At 67.4% G+C, this 25,828-nt stretch carries 26 protein-coding genes; 9 read left to right on the plus strand and 17 right to left on the minus strand.

The window, feature by feature from the left end; all coding sequences use genetic code 11:
• Nucleotides 1–12 precede the first annotated feature (12 nt).
• Entirely contained in the window at nt 13–774 is a 762-nt protein-coding gene (locus tag HMPREF2581_RS10200) for a YdcF family protein (RefSeq protein ID WP_003137704.1), read from the minus strand.
• Between the two features lie 72 nt (nt 775–846).
• Nucleotides 847–1,278: a hypothetical protein gene (locus HMPREF2581_RS10205; RefSeq protein WP_003137702.1), complete on the minus strand. Its 432-nt coding sequence runs from the start codon at nt 1,276–1,278 to the stop codon at nt 847–849.
• A gap of 170 nt (nt 1,279–1,448) precedes the next feature.
• On the opposite strand from HMPREF2581_RS10205, the gene leuS reads away from it, so the two are divergent.
• From leuS to arfA, 4 genes are all read left to right on the plus strand, one after another.
• Entirely contained in the window at nt 1,449–4,070 is a 2,622-nt protein-coding gene (gene leuS, locus HMPREF2581_RS10210; RefSeq protein WP_003137700.1) for a leucine--tRNA ligase, read from the plus strand.
• A gap of 66 nt (nt 4,071–4,136) precedes the next feature.
• Nucleotides 4,137–4,760, plus strand: a complete 624-nt coding sequence (gene lptE / locus HMPREF2581_RS10215) for an LPS-assembly lipoprotein LptE (protein WP_003100322.1) — start codon at nt 4,137–4,139, stop codon at nt 4,758–4,760.
• Between the two features lie 37 nt (nt 4,761–4,797).
• Entirely contained in the window at nt 4,798–5,835 is a 1,038-nt protein-coding gene (gene holA / locus HMPREF2581_RS10220; RefSeq protein WP_003093168.1) for a DNA polymerase III subunit delta, read from the plus strand.
• A 91-nt stretch (nt 5,836–5,926) separates the two neighbouring features.
• A complete protein-coding gene (arfA, locus tag HMPREF2581_RS10225) occupies nt 5,927–6,079 on the plus strand; it encodes an alternative ribosome-rescue factor A (protein ID WP_003093169.1) in 153 nt (50 codons plus the stop codon).
• A gap of 115 nt (nt 6,080–6,194) precedes the next feature.
• Here the strand turns inward: arfA and HMPREF2581_RS33305 are convergent, their stop codons facing one another.
• Nucleotides 6,195–6,413 carry a hypothetical protein gene (locus HMPREF2581_RS33305; protein WP_003093170.1) on the minus strand — a complete coding sequence of 73 codons (219 nt, stop codon included), beginning with the start codon at nt 6,411–6,413 and terminating at the stop codon, nt 6,195–6,197.
• Nucleotides 6,414–6,641: 228 nt separating this feature from the next.
• Here HMPREF2581_RS33305 and HMPREF2581_RS10240 point away from each other — a divergent pair, with 228 nt between their 5' ends.
• Nucleotides 6,642–7,988, plus strand: coding sequence for a lytic murein transglycosylase (locus HMPREF2581_RS10240; RefSeq protein ID WP_003118255.1), 1,347 nt, complete (start codon nt 6,642–6,644; stop codon nt 7,986–7,988).
• Between the two features lie 202 nt (nt 7,989–8,190).
• Here HMPREF2581_RS10240 and HMPREF2581_RS10245 read toward each other — a convergent pair whose 3' ends face one another.
• Nucleotides 8,191–9,081 carry an alpha/beta fold hydrolase gene (locus HMPREF2581_RS10245; RefSeq protein WP_003137697.1) on the minus strand — a complete coding sequence of 297 codons (891 nt, stop codon included), beginning with the start codon at nt 9,079–9,081 and terminating at the stop codon, nt 8,191–8,193.
• Nucleotides 9,082–9,188: 107 nt separating this feature from the next.
• Between HMPREF2581_RS10245 and HMPREF2581_RS10250 the strand changes: the two genes are divergently transcribed.
• Complete coding sequence (locus HMPREF2581_RS10250) at nt 9,189–10,082, plus strand: LysR family transcriptional regulator (protein ID WP_003137695.1); 894 nt, start codon at nt 9,189–9,191, stop codon at nt 10,080–10,082.
• A gap of 144 nt (nt 10,083–10,226) precedes the next feature.
• Here the strand turns inward: HMPREF2581_RS10250 and lipA are convergent, their stop codons facing one another.
• From lipA to HMPREF2581_RS10310, 12 genes are all read right to left on the minus strand, one after another.
• Nucleotides 10,227–11,210 (minus strand): lipoyl synthase, encoded by a 984-nt coding sequence (lipA, locus tag HMPREF2581_RS10255; RefSeq protein WP_003119196.1) that lies wholly within the window; start codon nt 11,208–11,210, stop codon nt 10,227–10,229.
• On the minus strand, nt 11,207–11,860 hold the full coding sequence (gene lipB / locus HMPREF2581_RS10260; protein ID WP_003093177.1) for a lipoyl(octanoyl) transferase LipB: 654 nt from the start codon (nt 11,858–11,860) through the stop codon (nt 11,207–11,209). The genes lipA and lipB overlap by 4 nt, the downstream gene beginning before the upstream one ends.
• Entirely contained in the window at nt 11,860–12,141 is a 282-nt protein-coding gene (locus HMPREF2581_RS10265; RefSeq protein WP_003100311.1) for a DUF493 domain-containing protein, read from the minus strand. The genes lipB and HMPREF2581_RS10265 overlap by 1 nt, the downstream gene beginning before the upstream one ends.
• A gap of 70 nt (nt 12,142–12,211) precedes the next feature.
• The gene (locus tag HMPREF2581_RS10270; RefSeq protein WP_003093182.1) at nt 12,212–13,372 is read right to left on the minus strand and encodes a D-alanyl-D-alanine carboxypeptidase family protein; all 1,161 of its coding nucleotides are present in this window, start codon (nt 13,370–13,372) and stop codon (nt 12,212–12,214) included.
• Between the two features lie 65 nt (nt 13,373–13,437).
• A complete protein-coding gene (gene rlpA, locus HMPREF2581_RS10275; protein ID WP_003093184.1) occupies nt 13,438–14,463 on the minus strand; it encodes a septal ring lytic transglycosylase RlpA in 1,026 nt (341 codons plus the stop codon).
• Nucleotides 14,460–15,482 carry a lytic murein transglycosylase B gene (gene mltB, locus HMPREF2581_RS10280; protein ID WP_003132500.1) on the minus strand — a complete coding sequence of 341 codons (1,023 nt, stop codon included), beginning with the start codon at nt 15,480–15,482 and terminating at the stop codon, nt 14,460–14,462. The genes rlpA and mltB overlap by 4 nt, the downstream gene beginning before the upstream one ends.
• An 8-nt stretch (nt 15,483–15,490) precedes the next feature.
• Entirely contained in the window at nt 15,491–16,594 is a 1,104-nt protein-coding gene (gene rodA, locus HMPREF2581_RS10285) for a rod shape-determining protein RodA (protein ID WP_003114090.1), read from the minus strand.
• Nucleotides 16,595–16,625: 31 nt separating this feature from the next.
• Nucleotides 16,626–18,566 carry a penicillin-binding protein 2 gene (mrdA, locus tag HMPREF2581_RS10290; protein WP_003093191.1) on the minus strand — a complete coding sequence of 647 codons (1,941 nt, stop codon included), beginning with the start codon at nt 18,564–18,566 and terminating at the stop codon, nt 16,626–16,628.
• Nucleotides 18,567–18,578: 12 nt separating this feature from the next.
• Nucleotides 18,579–19,046, minus strand: a complete 468-nt coding sequence (rlmH, locus tag HMPREF2581_RS10295; RefSeq protein WP_003137690.1) for a 23S rRNA (pseudouridine(1915)-N(3))-methyltransferase RlmH — start codon at nt 19,044–19,046, stop codon at nt 18,579–18,581.
• A 7-nt stretch (nt 19,047–19,053) separates the two neighbouring features.
• On the minus strand, nt 19,054–19,410 hold the full coding sequence (rsfS, locus tag HMPREF2581_RS10300) for a ribosome silencing factor (protein WP_003100305.1): 357 nt from the start codon (nt 19,408–19,410) through the stop codon (nt 19,054–19,056).
• Between the two features lie 22 nt (nt 19,411–19,432).
• Entirely contained in the window at nt 19,433–20,077 is a 645-nt protein-coding gene (gene nadD / locus HMPREF2581_RS10305; RefSeq protein ID WP_003093199.1) for a nicotinate-nucleotide adenylyltransferase, read from the minus strand.
• Nucleotides 20,077–21,342: a glutamate-5-semialdehyde dehydrogenase gene (locus HMPREF2581_RS10310; protein WP_003100303.1), complete on the minus strand. Its 1,266-nt coding sequence runs from the start codon at nt 21,340–21,342 to the stop codon at nt 20,077–20,079. The genes nadD and HMPREF2581_RS10310 overlap by 1 nt, the downstream gene beginning before the upstream one ends.
• 297 nt (nt 21,343–21,639) lie before the next feature.
• Between HMPREF2581_RS10310 and HMPREF2581_RS10315 the strand changes: the two genes are divergently transcribed.
• Nucleotides 21,640–22,863, plus strand: coding sequence for an alpha/beta fold hydrolase (locus tag HMPREF2581_RS10315; protein ID WP_003137688.1), 1,224 nt, complete (start codon nt 21,640–21,642; stop codon nt 22,861–22,863).
• A 7-nt stretch (nt 22,864–22,870) separates the two neighbouring features.
• Here HMPREF2581_RS10315 and HMPREF2581_RS10320 read toward each other — a convergent pair whose 3' ends face one another.
• Nucleotides 22,871–23,728, minus strand: coding sequence for a class I SAM-dependent methyltransferase (locus HMPREF2581_RS10320; RefSeq protein ID WP_003137686.1), 858 nt, complete (start codon nt 23,726–23,728; stop codon nt 22,871–22,873).
• Nucleotides 23,729–23,791: 63 nt separating this feature from the next.
• On the opposite strand from HMPREF2581_RS10320, the gene HMPREF2581_RS10325 reads away from it, so the two are divergent.
• Together HMPREF2581_RS10325 and HMPREF2581_RS10330 are read left to right on the plus strand one after the other, a co-directional pair.
• Nucleotides 23,792–24,511, plus strand: coding sequence for a DNA-3-methyladenine glycosylase (locus HMPREF2581_RS10325; RefSeq protein WP_003137683.1), 720 nt, complete (start codon nt 23,792–23,794; stop codon nt 24,509–24,511).
• The gene (locus tag HMPREF2581_RS10330; protein WP_003110372.1) at nt 24,508–25,821 is read left to right on the plus strand and encodes a bifunctional DedA family/phosphatase PAP2 family protein; all 1,314 of its coding nucleotides are present in this window, start codon (nt 24,508–24,510) and stop codon (nt 25,819–25,821) included. The genes HMPREF2581_RS10325 and HMPREF2581_RS10330 overlap by 4 nt, the downstream gene beginning before the upstream one ends.
• The last annotated feature ends 7 nt before the right edge of the window (nt 25,822–25,828 follow it).

The raw sequence follows: 25,828 nt of genomic DNA on the forward strand, positions 1-25,828 counted from the left end.
GCCGGTTGCGTCTCAGCGGTAGAACAGGCGATAGCCGACCAGGCCGATCGCCTCGTTCAGCAGCATGCCGCTCTGCCAGAAGGCCTGCGCTTCCGGCAGCCAGCCGCCGAAGGGCCGCAGGTTGGCCCCGCCGAGGAAGCCGACCGGCGCCGGGATCACCTCGAACCCCTGGCGCTCGAAGCTCCAGCGTGCCCGCTGCATGTGCCAGGCCTGGGTCACCAGCACCACCCGGCGCACGCCGGCCTCGCGCAACTGCGGGGCGCTCAGGGTGGCGTTTTCCCAGGTGGTACGGCTGAGACCTTCCTGCCAGCGCGTCGGCACGCCGAAGTCCTGCAACAGGGCATTGGCCATCAGCGCCGCCTCGCTGGGCGGGCGCCCGTAATGCAACCCGCCGCTGATCAGTACCGGCAGCGCCGAGGTCTTGGCCAGCCGCGCGGCATAGCGCAGCCGCTCGGCCGCCAGCAGGCTCGGCGCATCGTCGCCCCAGGCCGGGTCGTTGGTCTGCCGGCCGACACCGAGGATGACGATGGCGTCGGCGCGCTGCGCCAGGCCCGGCAGATCCTCCGCCAGCAGGGCCGGTTCGCTTTCGAGCCAGCGCCCCATCCGCTCCACACTGAGCGGCATACTCATCAGCCACAGACCGAAGAACCCGCAGACACCGCACAGCCGCGCCAGCCTCGGTCGGCTGGTGCGCCACCAGAAAGCGAAAAACAGCAGCAGCAACAGGCCGCCCGGCGGCAGCAGCAGTTGCTTGAAGAAATAACGGATCGGCATCGCCCCCTCCCTGTCGGAAGAGGCAATCTAAAGGATTGCGCGACGCCTGGCGAAACTTCCGGGAAGGAGACCCTAGCGGTCGTTGCCCGAACGGAACAGTTGCGAGCCGCAATGGCCGCACGGCAACACGCCATGCCCCTTGCTCCACTGCACCGGCGCACCGCAGAGCGCACAGAGCAGTTGCCGCTGTTTCAACGAGACGTGCCGACGCGGCGCCGGCGGTTGCGGCCGGGGCGGCCGGGGTGTCCTGCCGGGCTGGCGCTCGAGCAGCGCCAGCTCCTCGGCGGCCGCATGCCAGCCGCGCAACCAGTGCAGGTCCTGGTCGAGATAGGCGCGTATCAGCCCCATCTCCGCTTCGCTCAAACCACGCAACTCAAGCTCCGTGGGATGCTCGTCACGCAGGCGCTCGGCCGTATCCGCTTCATCCAGAGCCAGGGCGAGACGCTGCAGCAGCCTCTCGTACAGCCCACCTCCCGTCACACTCGCGCGTTGCAGCTCAGCCATCGAACACCTCTGAAGGTACCACTGGGCAGCCAGCCATCGACGGCCCATAGGGAAAGCTTAGCGTTCCCGTTCGGCTGAACCGCCCCCGGCGACAAACGGCGCGGGCTATCGACAGGAGTGGGGGTCATGTATGCTACGAGGCTTTCGAACAGTCACGTCTAAGTAGCGCCATGCACGAGCAATATCAGCCACTCGAGATCGAAACCCAGGCCCAGAACTACTGGAAAGAACACCAGTCCTTCCTCGTCAGGGAGCTACCCGACAAGGAGAAGTTCTACTGCCTGTCGATGTTCCCGTATCCGAGCGGCAAGCTGCACATGGGCCACGTGCGCAACTACACCATCGGCGACGTGATCAGCCGCTACCACCGCATGCAGGGCCGCAACGTGCTGCAGCCGATGGGCTGGGACGCGTTCGGCATGCCGGCGGAAAACGCCGCGATGAAGAACAACGTCGCCCCGGCGGCCTGGACCTACGACAACATCGCCTACATGAAGTCGCAGTTGGACAGCCTCGGCCTGGCGATCGACTGGAGCCGCGAGGTCACCACCTGCAAGCCGGACTACTACCGCTGGGAGCAGTGGCTGTTCACCCGCCTGTTCGAAAAAGGGGTGATCTACCGCAAGAACGGCACGGTCAATTGGGATCCGGTCGACCAGACCGTACTCGCCAACGAGCAGGTGATCGACGGGCGCGGCTGGCGCTCCGGCGCGCTGATCGAGAAGCGCGAGATCCCGATGTACTACTTCAAGATCACCGCCTACGCCGAGGAACTGCTGGAGAGCCTCGACAACCTGCCCGGCTGGCCGGAGCAGGTGAAGACCATGCAGCGCAACTGGATCGGCAAGTCGCGTGGGATGGAGATCGGCTTCCCCTACGACCAGGCCTCCATCGGCCACGCCGGCCAACTGAAGGTGTTCACCACCCGTCCGGACACCCTGATGGGCGCCACCTACGTCGCCGTCGCCGCCGAACACCCGCTGGCCACCCAGGCCGCGCAGAACGACCCGCAGTTGCAGGCGTTCATCGACGAATGCAAGCGCGGCGGCGTCGCCGAGGCCGACATCGCCACCCAGGAGAAGAAAGGCATGGCCACTTCCCTGTTCGTCGAACACCCGCTGACCGGCGACAAGCTGCCGGTATGGGTCGCCAACTACGTGCTGATGAACTACGGCGAAGGCGCGGTGATGGCGGTGCCCGGCCATGACGAGCGCGACTTCGAGTTCGCCAACAAGTACGGCCTGCCGATCCGCCAGGTGATCGCCAAGGTCGAGGGCGACGACGACTTCGAGTCCAGCGTCTGGAAGGAGTGGTACGGCGCCAAGGACGAGTCCGTGCTCACCGTCAACTCCGGCAAGTACGACAACCTCGGCTACCAGGCCGCCTTCGACGCCATCGGCGCCGACCTCGAGGCCAAGGGCCTGGGCCAGGCGCGCACCCAGTTCCGCCTGCGCGACTGGGGCATCAGCCGCCAGCGCTACTGGGGCTGCCCGATCCCGATCATCCACTGCGAGGCTTGCGGCGACGTCCCGGTGCCAGCCGACCAGTTGCCGGTGGTGCTGCCGGAAGACGTGGTACCGGACGGCTCCGGTTCGCCGCTGGCGAAGATGCCGGAATTCTACGAATGCAGCTGCCCGAAATGCGGCCAGCCGGCCAAGCGCGAAACCGACACCATGGACACCTTCGTCGAGTCGTCCTGGTATTTCGCCCGCTACGCCTGCCCGCAGTTCGAAGGCGGCATGCTGGACAGGAAGGCGGCCGACTACTGGCTGCCGGTCGACCAGTACATCGGCGGCATCGAGCACGCCATCCTGCACCTGCTCTATGCGCGCTTCTTCCACAAGCTGATGCGCGACGAGGGCCTGGTCGGCAGCGACGAGCCGTTCAAGAACCTGCTGACCCAGGGCATGGTGGTCGCCGATACCTACTACCGGACCACCGCCAACGGCGGCAAGGACTGGTTCAACCCGGCCGACGTCGAGGTCGAGCGTGACGCCAAGGCCAAGGTCGTCGGCGCACGCCTGAAGAGCGACGGCCAGCCGGTCGAGATCGGCGGCACCGAGAAGATGTCGAAGTCGAAGAACAACGGCGTCGACCCGCAATCGATGATCGACCAGTACGGTGCCGATACCTGCCGCCTGTTCATGATGTTCGCCTCGCCGCCGGACATGAGCCTGGAGTGGTCGGACGCCGGCGTCGAGGGCGCCAACCGCTTCCTCCGCCGCGTCTGGCGCCTGGCTCACGCCCATGTCAGCGCCGGCCTCCCCGGCGCGCTGGACGTCGCCGCCCTGGACGACGCGCAGAAGCAGGTCCGCCGCGCCATCCACCTGGCGATCAGGCAGGCCAGCCAGGATGTCGGCCAGCACCACAAGTTCAACACCGCCATCGCCGCGGTGATGACCCTGATGAACGTGCTGGAGAAGGCGCCGAACCAGGACGCCCAGGACCGCGCCCTGATCCAGGAAGGCCTGGAAACCGTGGTCCTGCTGCTGGCGCCCATCACTCCGCACATCTGCCACGTGCTCTGGGGCCAGCTCGGCCATGCCGAAGCGGTGATCGATGCGCGCTGGCCGAGCGTCGACGAGAGCGCACTGGTGCAGGACACCCTGCAACTGGTGGTGCAGGTCAACGGCAAGCTGCGCGGGCACATCGACGTGGCCGCCAGCGCCAGCCGCGAGGATGTCGAGGCCGCCGCGCGCGCCAACGAGAACGTGCTGCGTTTCACCGAAGGCCTGAGCATCCGCAAGGTCATCGTGGTACCGGGCAAACTGGTCAACATCGTCGCCAACTGATACGCGATTCCATTGGACGCCCCCGGCCATCCGGGGGCGCTGATCAACAGGAGTGAGGGAAGCTTGATGAAACGTATCCTGACCAGCGCCGCGCTGATCGGTATGACCACCCTGCTGGCCGCCTGCGGCTTCCAACTGCGCGGCCTGGGCGATGCGCAATTCGCGCTCAAGGAAATCGACGTGTCCGCGCGCAACGCCTACGGCCCGACCGTGCGCGAACTGAAGGAAACCCTGGAAAACAGCGGCGTGAAGGTCACCAGCAACGCGCCCTACCACCTGGTGCTGGTCCGCGAGGACAACCAGCAGCGCACCGTCAGCTACACCGGTTCCGCGCGCGGCGCGGAGTTCGAGCTGACCAACACGATCAACTACGAGATCGTCGGCGCCAACGACCTGGTCCTGATGAGCAACCAGGTACAGGTGCAGAAGGTCTACGTGCACGACGAAAACAACCTGATCGGTTCCGACCAGGAAGCCGCGCAGCTGCGCAGCGAGATGCGGCGCGACCTGATCCAGCAGTTGTCCATGCGCCTCCAGGCGCTGACCCCGGCGCAACTCGACGAAGCCCAGCGCCAGGCAGAAGCCAAGGCCAAGGCGGAAGCCGAAGCCCTGCGCGCCGCCGACGAGGCGGAGCGCCAGCGCCGCGCCGCCGAGCCGCAGCAGTCGCCGATCGAGTTCCCCACCCCGTGATGCCCCGGGGCCGGTTTCGCCGGCCCCGTCTTCTCCTATGAAGCTGACTCCCGCGCAACTCGCCAAGCACCTCCAGGGCCCCCTGGCGCCCGTCTATGTCGTCAGCGGCGATGAACCGCTGCTCTGCCAGGAAGCCTGCGATGCCATTCGCCAGGCCTGCCGCGAGCGCGACTTCGGCGAGCGCCAGGTATTCAATGCCGAAGCCAACTTCGATTGGGGCCTGCTGCTGGAGGCCGGCGCCAGCCTGTCGCTGTTCGCCGAGAAGCGCCTGATCGAACTGCGCCTGCCCTCCGGCAAGCCCGGCGACAAAGGCGCGGCAATTCTCCAGGAATACCTGCAACGGCCGCCGGAAGACACCGTGCTCCTGCTCAGCCTGCCCAAGCTCGATGGCAGCACGCAGAAGACCAAGTGGGCCAAGGCCCTGATCGATGGCAACGCCGCGCAGTTCATCCAGGTCTGGCCGGTCGACGTCCACCAGTTGCCGCAGTGGATTCGCCAGCGCCTGTCCCAGGCCGGCCTGTCCGCCAGCCCCGAAGCCCTGGAGCTGATCGCCGCGCGCGTGGAAGGCAACCTGCTCGCCGCCGCCCAGGAAATCGAAAAGCTCAAGCTGCTCGCCGAGGGCAACCAGATCGACGCCGCCACCGTACAGGCCGCGGTCGCCGACAGCGCACGCTTCGATGTCTTCGGCCTGATCGACGCTGCCCTTGGCGGTGAAGCGGCCCACGCCCTGCGCATCCTGGAAGGACTGCGCGGCGAAGGCATCGAGCCGCCGGTGATCCTCTGGGGCCTGGCCCGCGAGATCCGCCTGCTGGCGGGTCTGTCCCAGCAATACGGCCAGGGCATACCGCTGGAGAAAGCCTTCGCCCAGGCGCGTCCGCCGGTCTGGGACAAGCGCCGTCCGCTGCTGACCCGTGCCCTGCAACGCCACTCCAGCAGCCGCTGGAACCAGATGCTGCGGGATGCCCAGTTGATCGACGCGCAGATCAAGGGACAGGCACCCGGCAGCCCCTGGAGCGGTCTCTCGCTTCTCGCCCTGAGCCTCGCCGGCCAGCGTCTCGGCCTGCCGGCAGCCTGAAGGCGCAACCGGCACTGGACAATCCGCGGCGACAGGCAGATGATGCGCGCGCTGGCGAGCGCCAGCCCGATCACCTTCGAGGACCTATGCCATGGCAAAGAAAAGCAAGCGGCCGAACAAGGCCAAATCCCTGGTCGCCCAGCCACTGTTCCGCAGCCGCCAGGAACAGGCGAAGAAAGGCAAAGGCAGCTACCGCCGCGAAGCCTCCCGTAACTGGGAGGCTTCTTTTGTTATGGCGGCCTGAAACAGCCGCTGGTCCATCCTCCCGCAATGCCCTCCTCACCCACGCGCCCCGCCTACCCCGCCCGAAGCCCGTCGACAAGACCAACCCCACCGCCAGCCTGCCGCCCATGGGCACACTATCGTCGGCGCGCAAGCCCTGGCCCCATCGGGTTGGGCGAAAAGCCAATGGTTCCTCCATCATGATCCGCGGCCTCGACATCCCGCGCGGCCGACTGGCAACCCTCTGGCCATTGCAGCGCACGAACCAGGCTCGGGCGTTCGATGCCGACGCCGAAGCGGGTAGCCATGTCGCGCAGAACGAAGGCCAGGAAGAAGAAGTCGAAGGCCTCGAGCATGCCGCGCGGCCCGTCGCCGATCCCGACTCGGGTGCGCCGCGAGGCTTCGACAGGCGGCGGAGCGGTACGGACGAAACCATTGGCCGCCCGACAGTGACCGAACCTATGTCGAAGCCGATGGAACCGTATTGGCGAACCCGGGGCCCTGCCGGCGCGTCCAACGACGGCAGACGCGTTCTGGCCGGCGTGCTAAGGTGGCCCGTCCCGAGGACCCTGCTGAGGAGAGCAATGCGTAACCCCGAACGATCCGCCCTGCTGAAGGTGAGCGGGCTGCTGGGCAGCACCGTCGTCGCCATGGGGCTTGGCCTCTCCAGCGCCTGCGCGCAGAAGAATCCGACAGTCGAATACAACCAGCCTGCCGCTCCCCTGCAGACCAAGGCGCCCTTCTCCGGCGCCGGCCCGGCCGCCTCGGTGCCCGCTGGCGCGCCGAACGAGGCCCAACCTGGGCAGAGCTTCGAACAGTGGCGCGACGCCTTCCGTCAACAGGCGCTGGCCGGTGGAATCGATGCGCAGACCTTCGATCGCGCCTTCGCCGGCGTCCAGCCCGATCCCGCCGTGGTCGAAGCAGACCGCAGCCAGCCGGAATTCACCCGACCGGTATGGAAGTACCTGGAAGGCGCCCTCGATCCGCTGCGCGTTCGCCAGGGCCAGGCGCGCCTGGCGCAGCATGCGCGCATCCTCGGCGAAGTCGACGCGCGCTATGCGGTGGATGCGGATGCGGTGGTGGCGATCTGGGGCATGGAGAGCAACTACGGTTCGCACATGGGCAACAAGAACGTGATCCGCTCCCTGGCGACCCTCGCCTATGAAGGACGCCGTCCGGAATTCGCCCACGCCCAGTTGCTCGCCGCCCTGAAGATCCTCCAGCACGGCGACGTTCCGGCCTCCTTCATGATCGGCTCCTGGGCCGGCGCCATGGGCCAGACCCAGTTCATCCCAACCACCTACAACCAGTATGCCGTGGACTTCGACGGCGACGGCAAGCGTGACATCTGGGGCTCGCCCGGCGACGCCCTGGCCTCCACCGCCAACTACCTGAAAGCCTCCGGCTGGATCGCCGGACAACCCTGGGGGTTCGAAGTCCGCCTGCCGGCAGGCTTCGACTATTCCCTGGCGGAACTCACCATCCGCAAGCCCCTGGGCGAGTGGCAAGGGATGGGCGTACAAGGCGTCAACGGCGGCCCCCTGCCCTCCGGGCTCTCCGGCGAACAGGCCTCGCTGCTGCTGCCGGCCGGGCACCGCGGCCCGGCCTTCCTGGTGCTGCACAACTTCCGCGCCATCCTCAAGTACAACAACTCCAGTGCCTATGCCCTGGCCGTCGGCCTGCTCGCCGACAGCTTCAAGGGCGGCGGCCGGATAGTCGGCGCCTGGCCACTGGAGGATGTTCCGCTGAGCCGCTCGCAGCGCATCGAGCTGCAACGGCAACTGGCCGCCCGCGGACACGATCCGGGCGCGGTGGACGGCATCATCGGCGCCAATACGCGCAAGGCGATCCGCGCCTGCCAGCAGGAGTTCGGCTGGCCGGCGGACGGCTATCCGACCCCGGCGCTGCTCGACCGCCTGCGGACGCCATAGGGCCGCCGGCGGAGCTTACGACCCCACGTCCGCCGCGACCGCTCGCGGCACACCGGTTCGTAGGGCGAGTTATCCGCCGTCCCCCCGCCCCATCGGCGGATAACCGCGACGCGATCATTCGTCCCGCCGAGCAAGACCTTTCGCACCGATTCGTAGGGCGGATAACGCCATGGGCGTTATCCGCCGCTGCGGCGTCCAGGACCTAGTCATCCGCGCAGAACCGCAGGATCGCGTCCGCCACCTGATTGGCCGCCTCACGCTGCGGAAAATGGCCGACGCCCTCCAGCACCAGCCGCTGGTAACGCCCGCTGAAGTAGTGCTCGCGTCCGCGGGAGCCGTCGGGGTGGGTACAGGCATCCGCGCCGCCGTGCAGCACCAGGGTCGGCAGCGCCAGGCGCGGTGCCGGGAGCAAGCGCTGTTCCGCCGCCCCGTAGCGCGGCTCCCCCGCGACGAAGCCCCAGCGATGCCGGTAATAGTGCAGCACCACGGCAACCCAGTCCGGCCCGGAGAAGGCCTGGGCGGCCTCCTGGAAATCGCGCTCGGCATACCATCCCGGCGGCGACCAGGTGTCCCACATCTGCCGGGCGAACGCCTCGCCCTCCTCGCGCAGCGCGCGCTCTCCGCGTGGCGTAGCCATGAACCACTGGTACCAGAAGCTACGGGCCTGCGGCAGGGAAAGAACTTGCTGCGGATCGTTGCTGGCGTACCCCACCGAGAGCATCACCAGGTGCGAGGCGCCGCCCTCGCGCAGTCCGCAGGCACTGGCCACCGCGCGAGCCCCCCAGTCATGGCCGACCAGCAGGGGACGTTGCAATGCCAGGCTGTCGACGAATGCCAGCACATCGCAAGCCAGAGCCGCCAGTTGCCCGCTGCGCGGAGTAGACGCATCGCGGAAGCGGGTCGGGGCGAATCCCCGGAGGGCTGGTGCCAGCACCCGATAGCCGGCGTCCGCCAGGGACTCCGCCAGGTCTTTCCAGGTATGCGGGCTGTCCGGCCAACCGTGCAACAAGACGGCGCTGCGCGCCCCCTGCGGATTCCACTCCAGGTAGGCGATATCCAGGACATCGGTGGAAACGAAGGCATAGCGGCTCATCGGACCTCTCCAAGAGAAAGCGAAGGGACATCCTAGGACGCTTGCCAAGGGTGATTCATGAATAGTTAGCGTCTACTATTCATGAAACGAGATGAATGGAAGACCTCATGGAGCTTGCCGTCCCCACCTCCCAATCCCTGGATATCGTGTTGTTGCGTACCTTTCTCGAAGTGGTCGACAGTGGCGGCTTCGCCCTCGCCGCGGACAATCTCGCGCTCACTCCCTCCGCGGTCAGCGGGCATATCAAGCGCCTGGAACAGACAGCCGGCGTCAGCCTGCTCAGCCGCACCACCCGCCGCCTGGAGCTGACCCAGGCGGGCGAGACGCTCTACGCCTATGCCCGCAACATCGTCGAGCTGGAGCGCGAGGCCCGCGCCAGGCTGCACGGCACGCCGATCCGCGACCGCCTGCGCATCGGCGCTTCGGAGGACTTCGCCAGCGCCTGGCTGCCACGCGTCCTGCAACGCTTTCGCCGCTGGCACCCCGAAGCATCCATCGAACTCAAGGTCGGTATCACCACCGACCTGCTCCGCCAGCAGGCCCAGGGGCGCACCGACGTGGTGTTCGGCAAGCAGTGCCGGCGGGTCGGAGACGACGGCGAACTGCTCTGGGAGGAACCGCTGGTCTGGGCCGCGGCGACCGCGATCGAGCTGCCCGTGGGCGAACCGCTGCCGCTGGCGCTGTTCCCCGAACCCTGCGTCTACCGCGAAGCGGCGATTACAGCCCTCGGCGCCGCTGCGCGTCCCTGGCGCCTGGTGTTCGAGAGCGCCAGCATGGCCGGCTGCCTGTCCGCCGCGCTGGCCGGTTTCGCCGTGACGGTGGTGGCGCGCAGCCAGATGCGCGAGGGGCTGCGCGAACTGGGCCCGGAACAGGGTTTTCCGACGCTGCCGGAGGCGCGTTTCTACGCCTTCTCGCGCCAACCCAGCCTGGCGGCCGATGCACTGATCGAGGCGGTGCGGCAGCTCGGCCAGCGCAGTCGCTTCGTTACCGCACAGGGATGAGCGCAAACGGTACTCACCTACGCGCCGGCGGATAACCGCAAGCGGTTGTTCGTCCTACGTCCGAAGAGGCTTGGTGGCTGCCCAAAGAAAAACGCCGCGTCCCTGTGCAGGGACGCGGCGTCGGAGGCATTGGCGCGGCGTCGATCAGCCGATCTTGTTGCCGTGCGCCTGCTGGTCGGCATGGTAGGACGAACGCACCAGCGGGCCGGACGCGACGTTCTTGAAGCCCATCTTCTCGCCTTCCTCGGCGAACCAGGCGAAGGTGTCCGGATGCACGAAGCGCTGCACCGGCAGGTGGTTGCGCGACGGCTGCAGGTACTGGCCGAGGGTCAGCATGTCGATGTCGTGCTCGCGCATCCGCTGCATGACCTCGATGACCTCATCGTCGGTCTCGCCCAGGCCGAGCATCAGCCCGGACTTGGTCGGTACGTGCGGAACCATCTGCTTGAACTTCTGCAGCAGGTCCAGCGACCACTCGAAGTCCGAGCCCGGCCGCGAGGAGCGGTACAGGCGCGGTACCGTCTCCAGGTTATGGTTGAACACGTCCGGCGGCTCGTTGGCGGTGATCTCCAGGGCGATGTCCATGCGACCGCGATAGTCGGGCACCAGGGTTTCCAGCTGGATCCCCGGCGACAGCTTGCGGATCTCGCGCAGGCAGTCGGCGAAGTGCTGGGCACCGCCGTCGCGCAGGTCGTCGCGGTCCACCGAGGTGATCACCACGTACTTCAGCCGCAGGTCGGCGATGGCGATGGCCAGGTTGGTCGGCTCGTCGACGTCCAGCGGCTTCGGCCGGCCATGGCCGACGTCGCAGAACGGGCAGCGCCGGGTGCAGATGTCACCCATGATCATGAAGGTCGCGGTGCCGCCGGAGAAGCACTCGCCCAGGTTCGGGCAGGACGCCTCTTCGCAGACGCTGTGCAGCTTGTGCTTGCGCAGCAGTTGCTTGATGCGGTCGACCTCGGGGGAAACCGGGATGCGCACGCGGATCCAGTCGGGTTTCTTCGGCAGTTCCTCGGTGGGAATGATCTTCACCGGAATCCGCGCGACCTTTTCCGCGCCGCGCAGCTTCACGCCGACTTCCACCTTGCCCGGCTTGGCTTCTCCGGACTTCTCCACAACAGTGCTCATGTCAGTTCGATCCCGCCCGTAAGGGTCTTCTGTTCAGCGTAGCCAAGGCGTGAGACGAGCTCAGCGCGCAATCGGGTACACACCTCGGCAAAATCCACCGGCCCAACCAGGTCGCGCAGTTGGGTCATGGGCATCCCGGCGTAGCCGCAGGGATTGATTCGTTGGAACGGTCGCAGGTCCATGTCCAGGTTCAGCGCCAGGCCATGGAAGGAACAGCCGTTGCGGATGCGCAGGCCGAGGGAGGCGATCTTCGCCCCGTCGACGTAGACACCCGGCGCGTCCGGCTTGGCCACGGCCTGCACGTCATAGGACGCCAGCAGGCCGATCAGGCTCTGCTCGATCCGGCTGACCAGCTCGCGCACGCCCAGTCCCAGGCGGCGGACATCGAGCAGCAGGTAGGTGACCAACTGGCCGGGGCCGTGGTAGGTCACCTGGCCGCCGCGATCCACCTGGATCACCGGGATGTCGCCGGGGAACAGCACATGCTCCGCCTTGCCGGCCTGCCCCTGGGTGAAGACTGCAGGGTGCTGCAACAGCCAGGCTTCGTCCATTACCGATTTGTCGCGTTCGGCAACGAAGCGCTGCATGGCATGCCAGGTCGGTTCGTAGGGAACCTCGCCGAGCTCACGGAAGCCCAGCTCGAGTCCCATCAGAGCACCATGTGCACGCGTCCGGTCGCGCGCAGGTCGTTATGGATGGCTTGCAGTTGGTCGACATCGGTGGCGGTGATCAGCACCTGCACCGAGAGGAATCGCCCCTTGCTGCTGTCACGGACCACCAGGGTCTCGACGTCGAGATCCGGCGCGTGGCGCTGGATGATTTCCACGACCAGGTCGGAGAAACCTTCGCCGGCGTCGCCGATCACCTTGATCGGATAGCGCTCGCAGGGGAATTCGATTTTCGGGGGTTGAACGTCAGGGGTATCGGTCATGGCGGCGGCGGACCCGTGGTCCGCGGGGACGGGCGCCCGCTGGCCTCGTGAGCGGGCGGGCGCCGGTCGGTCAGTTGAACAAACCGTAGAAGAACAGGCGGATGCTATCCCACAGGCGGCGGAAGAAACCACCCTCCTCGACGGCGTTGAGGGCGACCAGGTCGGCGCTGCGGATGACCTTGTCGTCCAGCTTCACTTCCACCTTGCCGATCACCTGGCCCTGCTGGATCGGCGCCATCAGCTGCGGCTCCAGGACCATGCTGGCCTGCAGCTTCTGCATCTGGCCGCGCGGCAGGGTCATGGTCAGGTCTTCGGCGAGGCCGGCTTTCACTTCATGCTCGGAACCCTTCCAGACCAGGCCCTTGGTCAGCTCGGTGCCCTTCTTGTAGAAGTTGCGGCTTTCGAAGAAGCGGAAGCCATAGGTCAGCAGCTTCTGGGTCTCGGCAGCGCGGGCCTGCTCGCTGTTGGTGCCGAACACCACGGCGATCATGCGCTGGCCGTCGCGTACCGCGGAAGCCACCAGGCAGTAGCCGGCTTCGTCGGTGTGGCCGGTCTTCAGGCCGTCGACGGTCTTGTCGCGCCACAGCAGCAGGTTGCGGTTCGGCTGCTTGATGTTGTTCCAGAGGAATTCCTTCTGCGCGTAGATCGCGTAGTGGCTCGGCTCGCCGTAGATGATCGCGCGGGCCAGCACCGCCATGTCGCGGGCGGAGGAATAGTGGTCCGGGTTGGGCAGGCCGGTGGCGTCCATGAAGTGGGAGTTGGTCAGGCCCAGCTTCTGCGCGGTGGTGTTCATCATGTCGGCGAAGGCGTCTTCGCTGCCGGCGATATGCTCGGCCAGGGCGACGCTGGCGTCGTTGCCGGACTGGATGATGATGCCATGCAGCAGGTCGCTCACCGAGACCTGGCTGCCGACCTTGATGAACATCCGCGAACCGCCGGTGCGCCAGGCATGTTCGCTGACGGTGACCAGGTCGTTCTCGCCGATGCGGCCGGCCTCGATCTCCTTGGTGGCGATGTAGGCGGTCATCAGTTTGGTCAGGCTGGCCGGCGGCAGGCGCTGGTCGCCGTTGTTCTCGACCAGAACCTGGCCGCTCTCGCCGTCCATCAGGACGTACGACTTGGCGGCCAGTTGCGGCGGCGCCGGAACCATGGATTCAGCAGCCCAGCCAGCCGTAGGGGCGATGAACAGGACAAGCAGTGACAAGCGTTTCGCGATAGTGGTGATGTTCATCCGTCTCTCTGGTTCTACCAATGGTCAAACAATCCCTTGCGGGAATTCCCTGCGTGAGTAGGCGCTCAGTCGGGGCGTACCAGCGTCGGCTGGCCAAGGTTGGCCACGCGGATGCTGTCCTGGGTGCGGCTAACCTCGTCCGCCGAACCGATCGGTCCCAGCCGCACCCGGTGCAGAATCTGCTGGTTGCGTACGACCGAGCTGATAAACACCGGCGCAGCCGTCACGCCGCTCAGCTTGGCCTTCAGCAGCTCCGCTGCATCCGGGTTGGCGAAGGCGCCCACCTGGAGATACAGGCCATCGGCTGGTAATGAAGCGTTTTTTTTTGAGTCGATCTGCACCGGCAGCACGGCGGCCGCGTGCTGCGCCGGCGGCGGGGTGTAGGTCTCGATCGGCTGGGCCATCGCCACCGCCTGAGTTTGCGTCGCAGCGGGGGCCTGGGCCACCGCCTGCTTGGGCTGCGCCAGGACCATCGGTGCCGGCCGGCCGCGCTGGGCCCACCACTGCACCGGGTCGATGCCTTCGACCTTGACCCGCGCGGTGCCGGTCTCGGCATAGCCGAGCTTCTTCGCCGCGGCGAAGGACAGGTCGATGACCCGGTCGGAATAGAACGGGCCGCGGTCGTTGACGCGGACGATCACGCTCTTGCCGTTGTCCAGGTTGGTCACCCGCACGTAGCTCGGCAACGGCAGGGTCTTGTGCGCGGCGGTCATGCCGTAGAGGTCGTAGGTCTCGCCGTTGGCGGTGGCCTGGCCGTGGAACTTGGTGCCGTACCAGGACGCGGTGCCGACCATCCGGTAGGCCCGCGCATCGTTCATCGGGTAGTAGGTCTTGCCCAGCACGGTGTAGGGGTTGGCCTTCACCGAACCGTTGTGCGGCATCGGCACCGCATCGGGGATCCGCGACACGTCGACGTCCCACCAGGGGGCGCCGTCGCGATGCGGACGGGAATAGTCGCCCGGCCCGGAAATGCCCGCCTGCCTGGCCGGCTGCTGGGGCGCCTTGCTGGAGCAACTGCTCAACAGCACGGCCGCCAGCCCGAGGCCGCAGACGGCGGGCAGGATCAGGGAGGAGCGGACACGCTTGCTCAATGGGCACCTCGCGCGCGGGCAATCTCGCCCGCCAGCTGATAAACCGCCATGGCATACATGGCGCTGCGATTATAGCGGGTGATCACGTAGAAGTTCGGCAAACCGACCCAATACTCGATGCCCTTGTCGCCGACGAAACGCATCGCCGTGACCTTCTGGTCGTCGCGCAGCGCATCATGGGTGCGCCAGCCGCGGGCACGCAGCTCGCCCAGGCTCATGGTCGGGTCGACGCCCCTGGTCACCGCGCTCTCGGCGCTCTCGTCGTTGATCTCGGCCACCGAGACCACCGGCTCGCCGGTGACCCAGCCGTGCTGCTTGAAGTAGCTGGCGACGCTACCGATGGCGTCGGTCGGGTCGCTCCAGATATTGATGTGGCCATCGCCGTCGAAGTCCACCGCGTAGGCGCGGAAGCTGCTCGGCATGAATTGCGGCAGGCCCATGGCGCCGGCGTAGGAGCCGGTCAGGCTGAGCGGGTCGACCTGCTGTTCGCGGGCGAGCAGGAGGAACTCGCGCAACTCCTTGCGGAAGAAGTCGGCCCGCGGCGGGTAGTCGAAGCCGAGGGTGGACAGCGCGTCCATCACCCGGTAGCTGCCGGTGTTGCGGCCGAAGAAGGTTTCCACGCCGATGATCGAGACGATGATCTCGGCCGGCACGCCGTATTCCTTCTCTGCCCGCGCCAGGTCTTCGGCATGCTTGTTCCAGAAGTCGACACCACGACTGATGCGCGCGTCGCTGATGAAGATCGGCCGGTATTCCTTCCACTGCTTGACCCGCTCGGCCGGGCGCGAGATCGCATCGAGGATCGACTGCTTGCGGTTCACGTCGCGGAACAGCCCCATCAGCTGCTCTCCGGCGAAGCCGTAGTCGCGGGTCATTTCGCTGACGAACTCGGCCACTTGCGGCGAGCCGTCGTAGTCCCCCGCCTGGGCCGCCCCGGACAGGCCAATGACGCCGGCTACGCCGACCCATTGGACGCCCCTGGCCGCCCATGTACGCAGTACTTGCATTGCGTTCTTCACTCTTGGTCTCAAACCTGGGCGATCCACTTCCGATGGGTATGGATCGACATCAGAACCCCGAACCCTGACAACAGGGTAACCAGCGAAGTTCCGCCATAACTAATGAAAGGCAGCGGTACCCCCACCACCGGCAACAACCCGCTCACCATACCGATATTCACGAAGACATAAACGAAAAACGTCATGGTGATGCCACCGGCCAGCAGTTTGCCGTAGAGCGTCTGCGCCTGGGCGGTGATCACCAGGCCACGACTGATCAGCAGCAGGTAGAGCACCAGCAGCAGGCAGACGCCGACCAGGCCGAACTCCTCGCCGAGGACCGCAATGATAAAGTCGGTGTGGCTTTCCGGCAAAAAATCCAGGTGCGACTGGGTGCCCAGCAGCCAGCCCTTGCCGAATACCCCGCCGGAACCGATGGCCGCCTTAGACTGGATGATGTTCCAGCCGGTGCCCAGCGGGTCGCTTTCCGGGTCGAGGAAGGTCAGCACCCGCTGTTTCTGGTAGTCGTGCATGATGAAGAACCACATCGCCACTGCGATCGGCACCGCCGCCGACACCGCGCCGACGATCCAGCGCCAGCGCAGGCCGCCGACGAACAGCACGAAGCCGCCGGAAGCGAGGATCAGCATGGCGGTGCCGAGGTCGGGCTGTTTCAGGATCAGCACGAACGGGGTGATGATGATCGCCAGGCTGATCACCATGTGCTTGAGCCCCGGCGGCAGGTTGCGCTTGGACAGGTACCAGGCCACCGTCATCGGCATCAGCAGCTTCATGAACTCCGAGGGCTGGAAGCGGATCACCCCGGGGATGTTGATCCAGCGCGTCGCCCCCTTGGCGTCGTGGCCGATCACGTCGACCACCACCAGCAGCGCGACCCCCACCAGGTAGCCCAGCGGCACCCAGCGGGCCATGAAGCGCGGCTCGATCTGGGCGATGACCACCATCATGCCCAGTCCCAGGCCGAACGAGGTGGCCTGCTTCATCAGCATGTCCCAGCTCTTGCCGCTCGCCGAATAGAGGACGAACAGGCCGGTGGCGCCAAGGATCAGCAACAGCAGCAGGAGAATCCCGTCGATGTGCAGGCGCTGCAACAGGCTGGCGCGCCGGCGCATCACGTCTTCGTTGGACAGGGTGCGGTCGAAGTTACTGTTCAAGGGCGGGCGCCTCCGGCTCGGCTGCCGTGGGTTCGGGCTTGGCCACCGCCGCCGCGAGCGGCGCGACGGGTTCCGCGTATTCGGCCTTGAGCTTGCCGTGCTCGTCGAGCAGCCAGGCGTCCATCACCTGCTTGACCACCGGGGCGGCGACGCCGGAGCCGGACTCGCCGTTCTCCACCATCACCGCCACCGCGATCTGCGGGTTGTTGGCCGGCGCGAAGCCGACGAACAGGGCGTGGTCGCGGTGCCGCTCGAGCAGCTTGGAGCGGTCGTAGCGCTCGTTCTGCTTGATCGCCACCACCTGGGCGGTACCGCTCTTGCCGGCGATCAGGTAGGCCGAGGTGGCGCCGACCTTGCGCGCCGTGCCACGGGCGCCATGCACCACCTGCTGCATGCCGTAGTCGACGCGGTCCCAGTTGGCCGGGTCGCGCAGCACGATGTCGGGCATCGGGTCGGGGTCGACCGGCGGCTGGCCGTCGATGGTCTTGGCCAGGTGCGGGCGGATCCAGTGGCCCTTGTTGGCCAGCAGCGCGGTCATCTGCGCCAACTGGATCGGCGTCGCCTGCATGTAGCCCTGGCCGATGCCGAGGATCAGGGTCTCCCCCGGGTACCAGACCTGGCGGCGGGTCTTGCGCTTCCATTCGCGCGAGGGCATCAGCCCGTCGGCTTCGCCGAACATGTCCAGGGCGACTTTCTGGCCGAAACCGAAGCGACTCATGAAGGCGTGCAGGCGGTCGATCCCCAGCTTGTGCGCGAGGTCGTAGAAATAGGTGTCGTTGGACCGGTAGATCGCCGACTCCAGGCTCACCCAGCCATCGCCGTAGCGGTTCCAGTTACGGTACTTGTGGTCGTAGTTGGGCAACTGGTAGTAGCCGGGGTCGAAGACCCGCGAGGTCGGCGTGACCACCCCGGCGTCGAGGCCGGCCAGCGCCACCGCCGGTTTCACCGTCGAGCCCGGCGGATAGAGCCCGCGCAGGACGCGGTTGTACAGCGGCCGGTCGATGGAGTCGCGCAGCTCGGCATAGGCCTTGAAGCTGATGCCGGTGACGAACAGGTTGGGGTCGTAGCTCGGCTGGCTGACCATCGCCAGCACGTCGCCGGTGGACGGCTGGATCGCCACGATGGCGCCCCGCCGCCCGGCCAGGGCGTTCTCGGCGGCCTCCTGCAGGCGGCTATCGATGCTCAGGACGATGTCCTTGCCGGGAATCGGGTCGGTGCGCTTGAGCACCCGCAGCACCCGCCCGCGGGCGTTGGTCTCGACTTCCTCGTAGCCAACGGTGCCGTGCAGCTCGCTCTCGTAGAAGCGCTCGATGCCGGTCTTGCCGATATGGTGGGTGCCGCTGTAGTTGATCGGGTCGAGGTTCTTCAGTTCCTGCTCGTTGATCCGCCCGACGTACCCGACCGAATGGGCGAAGTGCTCCTTCAGCGGGTAGTGGCGGACGAACTGGGTCGCCACGTCGACGCCCGGCAGGCGGAACTGGTTCACCGCGATGCGGGCGATCTGTTCCTCGTTGAGTTCGAACATGATGGGAACCGGCTCGAACGGACGCCGCCCCTGCTTCATGCGCTTCTCGAAGATGGCCCGGTCGTCCTCGGTCAGGCCGAGGATCTCCACCAGCGTGTCGAGGGTCTTCTGCAGGTCCTCGGTGCGTTCGCGGGTGATGGTCAGGCTGAAGCTCGGCCGGTTGTCGGCGATGATCACGCCGTTGCGGTCGAAGATGATCCCGCGGGTCGGCGGGATCGGCTGCACATGGACCCGGTTGTTCTCCGACAGCGTCGAATGGTACTCGTACTGGGTCACCTGCAGGTGGTACATGCGCGCCACCAGCACCAGGGTCAGCAAGACCACCGCCACCGCCCCGACGATGACGCGCCGACGCACCAGGCGGGCGTCTTTCTCGTGGTCTTTCAGGTGGATCGGCTGCGGCATCGGGACTGGGGACTATTTGTGGTAGGGGTGCCCGGACAATACGGTCCAGGCCCGGTAGATCTGCTCGCCGACCAGGATCCGCACCAACGGGTGCGGCAGCGTCAACGGCGACAGCGACCAGCGCTGCTCGCTGCGCGCGCAGACCTCCGGCGCCAGCCCTTCCGGGCCGCCGACCATGAGATTCACGGTGCGTGCGTCGAGACGCCAGCGATCCAGTTCGCGAGCCAGTTGCTCGGTGCTCCAGAGCCGACCTTCGACCTCCAGGGTCACCACCCGTTCCCCCGGCTGCACGCGCGCCAGCATGGCCTCGCCTTCCTGACGGATCAGGCGCGCCACGTCGGCGTTCTTGCCGCGGGTGTTGAGCGGGATCTCCACCAGTTCGAGGGACAGCTCGGCCGGCAGGCGCTTGACGTATTCCTGCCAGCCTTCCTCGACCCAGCGAGGCATGCGCGAGCCAACCGCGATCAGGCGCAACCGCATGCCGGCGTCACTCTTCCGGCTGGTGCTGGGCGCGGCTCTGCTCGGCGCCCTGCCACAGGCGCTCCAGGTCGTAGAACTGGCGGGTCGCCGGGAGCATCACGTGGACCACCACGTCGCCCAGGTCGAGCAGCGCCCATTCGCCGGACTCCAGGCCTTCGCTGCCCAGGGGCTTGACGCCGTTTTCCTTGGCCTTGGTCAGGACGTTGTCGGCCAGCGACTTGACCTGGCGGCTGGAACTGCCGCAGGCGATCACCATGTAGTCGGTGACGCTGGTCTTGTCCCGCACATCGAGGGTCACGATGTCCTGGGCCTTGAGATCTTCCAGGGCATCGATGGCCACTTGGACGAGTTGTTCGGTTTGCATTGAGTCGGTCTCTGTTTCTTTATCAGTGTGGCGCACGATACAGGTGGTGCGCCTCGATGTAGTTCAATACCGCGTCCGGCACCAGGAAACGCACGGAGCGCCCGGCACCCAGCAGCGCACGGATCTGGGTGGCGGACACCGCCAGCGGCGTCTGCCAGACGAAGGTGATCTGCCCGCCCGGCCCTTTCAGGGCCTGCGGGTCGGCCACGCTCCGCGCCGCCAGCAGGTCGCGCAGCGACTCCGGCGGCTCGCTGTCGGCATCCGGACGCTGCAACACGACGATGTGGCAGTGATCCAGCAACGCCTCCCAGCGGTGCCACGTCGGCAAGCCGCAGAAGGCATCCCAGCCGATCAGCATGAACAACTGGTCGTCGGCCGCCAGTTCCGCCCGCACCGACTCCAGGGTGTCGATGGTGTAGGACGGCTTGTCGCGCTGCAGTTCGCGGGGATCGACCGTCAATCGCTCGACTCCCGCCACCGCCCGCTCGACCATCGCCAACCGCTGCGCGGCCGACACCTGCGGGGTTTCCCGGTGCGGCGGCCGCGCATTGGGCAGCAGGCGCAGTTCGTCGAGGGCGAACTGCTCGGCCATTTCCACGGCGCTGCGCATATGTCCGATATGCACGGGGTCGAAAGTGCCGCCGAACAGGCCGATACGTTTGCCCATCAGGTGCGCACGTGACCGTCGCCGAAGACGACGTACTTCTCGCTGGTCAGGCCTTCCAGGCCGACCGGGCCGCGGGCGTGCAGCTTGTCGGTGGAAATCCCGATCTCGGCGCCGAGGCCGTACTCGAAGCCGTCGGCGAAGCGGGTCGAGGCGTTGACCATCACCGAAGCGGAATCCACTTCGGCGAGGAAACGCCGCGCATCGCTGAAGTTCTCGGTAATGATCGCGTCGGTGTGCTGCGAGCCGTAAGTGTTGATGTGCTCGATCGCCGCGTCCAGCCCGTCGACGATGCGGATCGACAGGATCGGCGCGTTGTACTCGGTACGCCAGTCCTCCTCGGTAGCCTCCAGCACGTCTGCGCCGAGCAGCGCACGGGTCGCGGCGTCGCCGCGCAGTTCCACGCCCTTCTCGCGGTAGATCGTGGCCAGCGGCGGCAGCGCCCGCTCGGCGATACCGGCATGTACCAGCAGCGTCTCCATGGTGTTGCACGGCGCGTAGCGCTGGGTCTTGGCGTTGTCGGCGACGCGAATCGCCTTGTCCAGGTCGGCGGCGACATCGATGTAGACGTGGCAGATGCCGTCCAGGTGCTTGATCACCGGCACCTTGGCCTCGCGGCTGATGCGCTCGATCAGGCCCTTGCCGCCGCGCGGGACGATCACGTCGACGTATTCGGGCATGCTGATCAGCGCGCCGACCGCGGCGCGGTCGGTGGTTTCCACCACCTGCACGGCGGCGGCCGGCAGGCCGGCCTCGGCCAGGCCCTGCTGGATGCAGCGGGCGATCGCCTGGTTGGAGTGGATCGCCTCGGAGCCGCCGCGCAGGATGGTCGCGTTGCCGGACTTCAGGCACAGGCTGGCGGCGTCGATGGTCACGTTCGGCCGCGACTCGTAGATGATCCCGACCACGCCCAGCGGCACGCGCATCTTGCCGATCTGGATGCCCGAGGGCACATAGCGCATGTCGCGGATCTCGCCGATCGGGTCGGGCAGCGTGGCGACCTGGCGCAGGCCCTCGATCATGTCGTCGATGCGCGCCGGGGTCAGCGCCAAGCGGTCCAGCATCGCCGGCTCCAGGCCATTGGCGCGGCCGGCGGCGAGGTCCTGCTCGTTGGCGTGGGACAACTCCGCGCGGGCGGCGTCCAGCGCATCGGCCGCGGCCAGCAGGGCGCGGTTCTTCTGCGCGGTGGCGGCGCGCGCGAGCAACCGCGAGGCGGCGCGGGCATCGCGGCCCAGGCGGCTCATATAGTCGAGGACGGACTCGGTCATGGTCTCGGCATCTGGCGTCAGGGAAATGCGCGATTATAGCGAGCCAGCCCCGGCGCGCCCAGCCGCAACAGCCGGTCGGTAGACAGTGCGTTCCGCGGCCCCCGGCGGTAACGCGGCGGCCCCGCTGCGCCTGGGCCTGTGCGCGAGACGGTGACACCCGGGCGCAGGCGCCGGCCGAAGGATAGGTAAACAAAATTGCTACCTCTGTTTACCTTCGAAGCGAGCCTGGCCGCTGCCACCCACCGGCACCCGCTCGGCAGAACAACAATAACGACGCACACACCGCGGGGCCTCACCATGCGCTACCGTACCGACTACAGCGCACAGTCGCTGAGCAGCGAACCGGATATCCTCTTTCTAGACGGCTGGCAACTGCGCTTCCAGGCCTTCGCCGCCCGCGCCGACGACCCGCGCCCGCCGGTGCTCCTGCTGGGCGGCGCCTTCCAGAGCTTCCGCTCGTTCGCCGGCGAGGTCAGCGAACTGCTCGCCGAGCACCCGGTGATCCTGCTCGACCTGCCGAGCCAGGGCGGCAACCTGCAACTGGCGGCGGAACTGAGCCTGGAAGACCTCGCCGACCTGATCGCGGCCTTCGCCGAACGGCTCGGCCTGCCGCCGTTGATGCCCATCGGCCTGTCCTACGGCTCGGCCCTGGCCGCGCTGTTCGCCGCCCGCCATCCGCGCCGCTGCGCGCGCCTGCTACTGGCCGGCATCACCGCATTCGGCCGCCCCGGTGCGCGGCTGCTGCTGGAAGAAGCGCTGGCCCGGCTCGACGAGGGCGACCAGAGCGCCTTCGCCCACGGCGTACTGACCGGCCTGATCAACCCGCTACAGCTGGAACGTACCGGCGTCTCCCCGGTATTTCGCAAGGCCATGCTGCGCCAGTTGCAACGCCTGACCGCGGCGGAGATCGAACGCTACCGGCAGAATAGCCGGCGCCTGCTGGCCTTCGGCGGCTTCGAGCGGCACCCGACCTGCCCGACCCTGGTGCTCGCCGGCGAGTACGACCATTTCACCCAGCCCTGGGAACATGCGGTGTTCGCCCATGCCTGCGGGAACGCCGAGTTCGCCCTGATCCACGACGCCGACCATCTTGCCCAGTTCGAACGACGCGAGGCCTGCGCCCGGCTCTACGGCCCGTTCCTGCGCGGCGAGGCGCTGCCGGAGCGCGCCGAGGGCAGCACGCGGATCCCGCGCACGCGCCTGCTCGGCCTGGAGCGACGCTTCGAGGTCCGCCATCGGCCAGCCCAGGGGCACGCTCGGCTGGAACATCCGCAGCTCGGCGTCTATGCGGCGGAACTGGTGGAACTCGGCTATTTCGGCGGGCGGCTGCACGCCGAGCTACCCGAATCCCGCCCGCAACGCGGCTGGCGGTTGTGCTACGACGGCCTGGCGGACTTGGACATCCTGCCCCTGCGTTCGACCGCCGGCGGCTTCGCCTTCATCTTCCCGCACTCCGATCCGGCGGCCAGCGCCGGACTGGCCGACCTCCTCGCCGCCTGGCAGCGAGCGGAGGTCGCCTGAGAGGTGGCTATGCCGTGCGGCTTTCGATCACCCGCACCAGGCTCGGCAGGCGTCCCTGCGGCAAGCCCAGGGCGGCGCCTTCGCGCTGCGGGTCGAGCACCAGGGTGGAGGCAAAGCCGCAGCGGGCGAAGGCCGCCTCGATTTCCGCGGCATTGCGGTAGTGCAACGGATAGCTTCCCCGCGTCAGCCGCCCGATGATCCCCACTCCCCAGCGGATCTGCCGGTAGCGCGGGTGCTCGCGGAGATCGGGATAGAGGTCGGTCAGGTAGGTGCCCTGGGGGAAGCGTTTAAGTTCGGTCGCCAGGCGACTCCAGAAGGCCTCGATCACCGGGCGCTGGAAATAGTTCACCAGCCCCTCGGTGATCACCACCAGCGGGCGCTCGCGGTCGAGCCCGGCGAACAGCGCGGCGAGGCAGCGCTCGCCGTCCTCGGCGAGGATATCCACAGCCGCCACCGCGTGCTCCGGGCCCAGCCAACCCTGCTCGCGAAGCAGCGCCGCCTTGCGCGCGGCCATCGGCGGCAGGTCGGCCTCCAGGTAGCGCAACTGTGGATAGCGTTGCCGGAAGCGTCGCCCGCGCGGCGAGAGTCCGCAGGCCATTTCCACCACCTGGACCACTCCCTCGCGTTCGACGGCCTGGGTCAGGCGCGCGTCGATCATGAGGTGTCTTTGTAACAGGAAATCCTCGATGTTCAGCCCGAAACCGAGCTGCGCGCCCCAGTTGATCGGCGCGACGAAGCCGTGTACCCAGCGGCCGAAGACGGTGGCGAAGGCCGGTTCGGCGAGTCGATGGCGGAACCAGACGTAGCCGGTGTAATGGGCGCTGGGCGTGATGTGGGCACTGTCGACACGCTCTCGTTCAACCATGATTCAGGCTCTTGTTGTTATCATTCGCCAGCCTATGACTGCCATGGTCCCAGCGACAATCCCATGTCCCGCGATCCCATCCTTAGTTTGCCCTGGCCCGACGCCCGGCCACTCCCCGACACCTTCTTCGACCGCGATGCGTTGCTGGTCGCCCGCGAGCTGCTGGGCAAGGTGATCCGCCATCGCCAGGGCAATCTCTGGCTGGCGGCGCGAATCATCGAGACCGAGGCCTACTACCTGGAGGAGAAAGGCAGCCACGCCTCGCTCGGCTACACCGAGAAGCGCAAGGCACTGTTCCTCGACGGCGGGCACATCTATATGTATTACGCGCGCGGCGGCGACTCGCTGAACTTCAGCGCCGGCGGGCCGGGCAATGCGGTGCTGATCAAGTCCGGCCATCCCTGGCTGGATCGCATCAGCGACCACGCGGCGCTGGAGCGGATGCAGAACCTGAACCCGGACAGCCAGGGCCGGCCCCGCGAGATCGGCCGCCTGTGCGCCGGCCAGACCCTGCTGTGCAAGGCCATGGGGCTGAAGGTGCCGGAGTGGGACGCACAGCGCTTCGATCCGCAGCGACTGTTCGTCGACGATGTCGGCGAGCGCCCCAGCCAGGTGATCCAGGCCGCTCGGCTGGGCATTCCGAAGGGGCGCGACGAACACCTGCCGTACCGTTTCGTCGATGCCGCCTTCGCCGCCTTCTGCACCCGCAACCCACTGCGCCGCGGCCAGGTCGCCGGGCGCGACTATCATCTACTCGGACACCAGGACCCGCACCTGCAATGAGTCTCGACAGCTTCAACGCCTGGATGGCCGCCAACCCCGAGTGGCTGGGGATGGCCATCTTCCTCATCGCCTTCCTCGAATGCGCGGCCATCGTCGGCATCGTCCTGCCCGGCGTGGTGCTGCTGTTCGGCGTCGCGGTGATCGCCGGCAGCGGCGCCCTCAGCCTCGGCGAAACCCTGATGCTGGCCTACGCCGGCGGGGTGCTGGGCGACCTCAGCTCGTACTGGATCGGCCGCCGCTTCCACCAGAACATCCGCCGCCTGCCCGGCCTGCGCAGCCATCCGCAGTGGATCACCGCCGCCGAGGTGTACTTCGAGCGCTACGGTATCGCCAGCCTGCTGGTCGGCCGCTTCATCGGCGCCCTGCGACCGATGCTGCCGATGGTCGCCGGCATGCTCGACATGCCGTTCGGCCGTTTTCTCGGCGTTTCGCTGATTGCCGCCGCCGGCTGGGCGGTCGCCTACCTGTTGCCCGGCTGGGCTACCGGCGCAGCCCTGCGCCTGCCGTTGCCGGAAGGCTTCTGGAGCGAAGCCGGGATCGTCGCGGCCTGCCTGGCGGTGCTGGTCGGCGTGGTAGTCCAGGCCAGCCTGCGACGCAAACGCTGGGCAACCGCTGTGGCGGCCGCGCTGAGCCTGGTCCTGCTGCTGGCGATGACCGTCGCCTGGCCGTACCTCCAGGACCTCGACCAGGGCCTGATGACGCTGGTCCAGGAGCATCGCAACGCCGACCTGAACCCGGTGATGGTGGTGGTCACCCGGCTCGGCGATTTCCGCACCCAGTTCATCGCCGGCGCGCTGCTCGGCGGTATCCTCCTGCTGACCCGGCAATGGCGTCCGGCCATCTTCGCCATCGGCACCCTGGTGGGTACCGCGCTGGCCAACCAGACCCTGAAGACCCTGTTCGCCCGCGCCCGCCCGGAAGTGCTGGCCGAACCGCTGAGCAGCTTCAGCTTCCCCAGCGGACACAGCTCGGCGTCCTTCGCCTTCTTCCTCACCCTGGGCGTCCTCGCCAGCCGCCAGCAACCGCCGCGCTGGCGCCTGACCTGGGTACTGCTGGCGGTGATCCCGTCGCTGAGCATCGCCCTGTCGCGGGTCTACCTTGGCGTGCACTGGCCGTCGGACATCGTCGCCGGCGCCCTGCTCGCCACTACGGTCTGCGCCGCCAGCCTGTGGCTGAGCCAGCGCCGCGAGTCGCTGCCGGCGCTGCCGCAACGGGTCTGGTGGCTGCTGTTGCCGGTCTGCGTGGCGACCCTGGCGATCGCCGCCGGCTGGGCCCTGCCGGAAGCCATTGCGCGCTACCGGCCGCTGTGAGGGTTGG

Source organism: Pseudomonas sp. HMSC057H01 (assembly GCF_001836405.1).
GTDB classification, from domain to species: domain Bacteria; phylum Pseudomonadota; class Gammaproteobacteria; order Pseudomonadales; family Pseudomonadaceae; genus Pseudomonas; species Pseudomonas aeruginosa.

Coding starts and splice junctions, on each gene's coding strand:
- leuS (WP_003137700.1), top strand. CDS start 1,449: ATGCACGAGCAATATCAGCCACTCGAGATCGAAACCCAGGCCCAGAAC.
- HMPREF2581_RS10330 (WP_003110372.1), top strand. CDS start 24,508: ATGAGTCTCGACAGCTTCAACGCCTGGATGGCCGCCAACCCCGAGTGG.
- HMPREF2581_RS10325 (WP_003137683.1), top strand. CDS start 23,792: ATGTCCCGCGATCCCATCCTTAGTTTGCCCTGGCCCGACGCCCGGCCA.
- mrdA (WP_003093191.1), bottom strand. CDS start 18,566: ATGCCGCAGCCGATCCACCTGAAAGACCACGAGAAAGACGCCCGCCTG.
- HMPREF2581_RS10265 (WP_003100311.1), bottom strand. CDS start 12,141: ATGACCGATACCCCTGACGTTCAACCCCCGAAAATCGAATTCCCCTGC.
- HMPREF2581_RS10240 (WP_003118255.1), top strand. CDS start 6,642: ATGCGTAACCCCGAACGATCCGCCCTGCTGAAGGTGAGCGGGCTGCTG.
- HMPREF2581_RS10320 (WP_003137686.1), bottom strand. CDS start 23,728: ATGGTTGAACGAGAGCGTGTCGACAGTGCCCACATCACGCCCAGCGCC.
- HMPREF2581_RS10245 (WP_003137697.1), bottom strand. CDS start 9,081: ATGAGCCGCTATGCCTTCGTTTCCACCGATGTCCTGGATATCGCCTAC.
- rsfS (WP_003100305.1), bottom strand. CDS start 19,410: ATGCAAACCGAACAACTCGTCCAAGTGGCCATCGATGCCCTGGAAGAT.
- HMPREF2581_RS10200 (WP_003137704.1), bottom strand. CDS start 774: ATGCCGATCCGTTATTTCTTCAAGCAACTGCTGCTGCCGCCGGGCGGC.
- HMPREF2581_RS10310 (WP_003100303.1), bottom strand. CDS start 21,342: ATGACCGAGTCCGTCCTCGACTATATGAGCCGCCTGGGCCGCGATGCC.
- HMPREF2581_RS10205 (WP_003137702.1), bottom strand. CDS start 1,278: ATGGCTGAGCTGCAACGCGCGAGTGTGACGGGAGGTGGGCTGTACGAG.
- nadD (WP_003093199.1), bottom strand. CDS start 20,077: ATGGGCAAACGTATCGGCCTGTTCGGCGGCACTTTCGACCCCGTGCAT.
- rodA (WP_003114090.1), bottom strand. CDS start 16,594: ATGCGCCGGCGCGCCAGCCTGTTGCAGCGCCTGCACATCGACGGGATT.
- HMPREF2581_RS10250 (WP_003137695.1), top strand. CDS start 9,189: ATGGAGCTTGCCGTCCCCACCTCCCAATCCCTGGATATCGTGTTGTTG.
- rlmH (WP_003137690.1), bottom strand. CDS start 19,046: ATGCGGTTGCGCCTGATCGCGGTTGGCTCGCGCATGCCTCGCTGGGTC.
- arfA (WP_003093169.1), top strand. CDS start 5,927: ATGGCAAAGAAAAGCAAGCGGCCGAACAAGGCCAAATCCCTGGTCGCC.
- HMPREF2581_RS10315 (WP_003137688.1), top strand. CDS start 21,640: ATGCGCTACCGTACCGACTACAGCGCACAGTCGCTGAGCAGCGAACCG.
- holA (WP_003093168.1), top strand. CDS start 4,798: ATGAAGCTGACTCCCGCGCAACTCGCCAAGCACCTCCAGGGCCCCCTG.
- lptE (WP_003100322.1), top strand. CDS start 4,137: ATGAAACGTATCCTGACCAGCGCCGCGCTGATCGGTATGACCACCCTG.
- HMPREF2581_RS33305 (WP_003093170.1), bottom strand. CDS start 6,413: ATGCTCGAGGCCTTCGACTTCTTCTTCCTGGCCTTCGTTCTGCGCGAC.
- lipA (WP_003119196.1), bottom strand. CDS start 11,210: ATGAGCACTGTTGTGGAGAAGTCCGGAGAAGCCAAGCCGGGCAAGGTG.
- HMPREF2581_RS10270 (WP_003093182.1), bottom strand. CDS start 13,372: ATGAACATCACCACTATCGCGAAACGCTTGTCACTGCTTGTCCTGTTC.
- lipB (WP_003093177.1), bottom strand. CDS start 11,860: ATGGGACTCGAGCTGGGCTTCCGTGAGCTCGGCGAGGTTCCCTACGAA.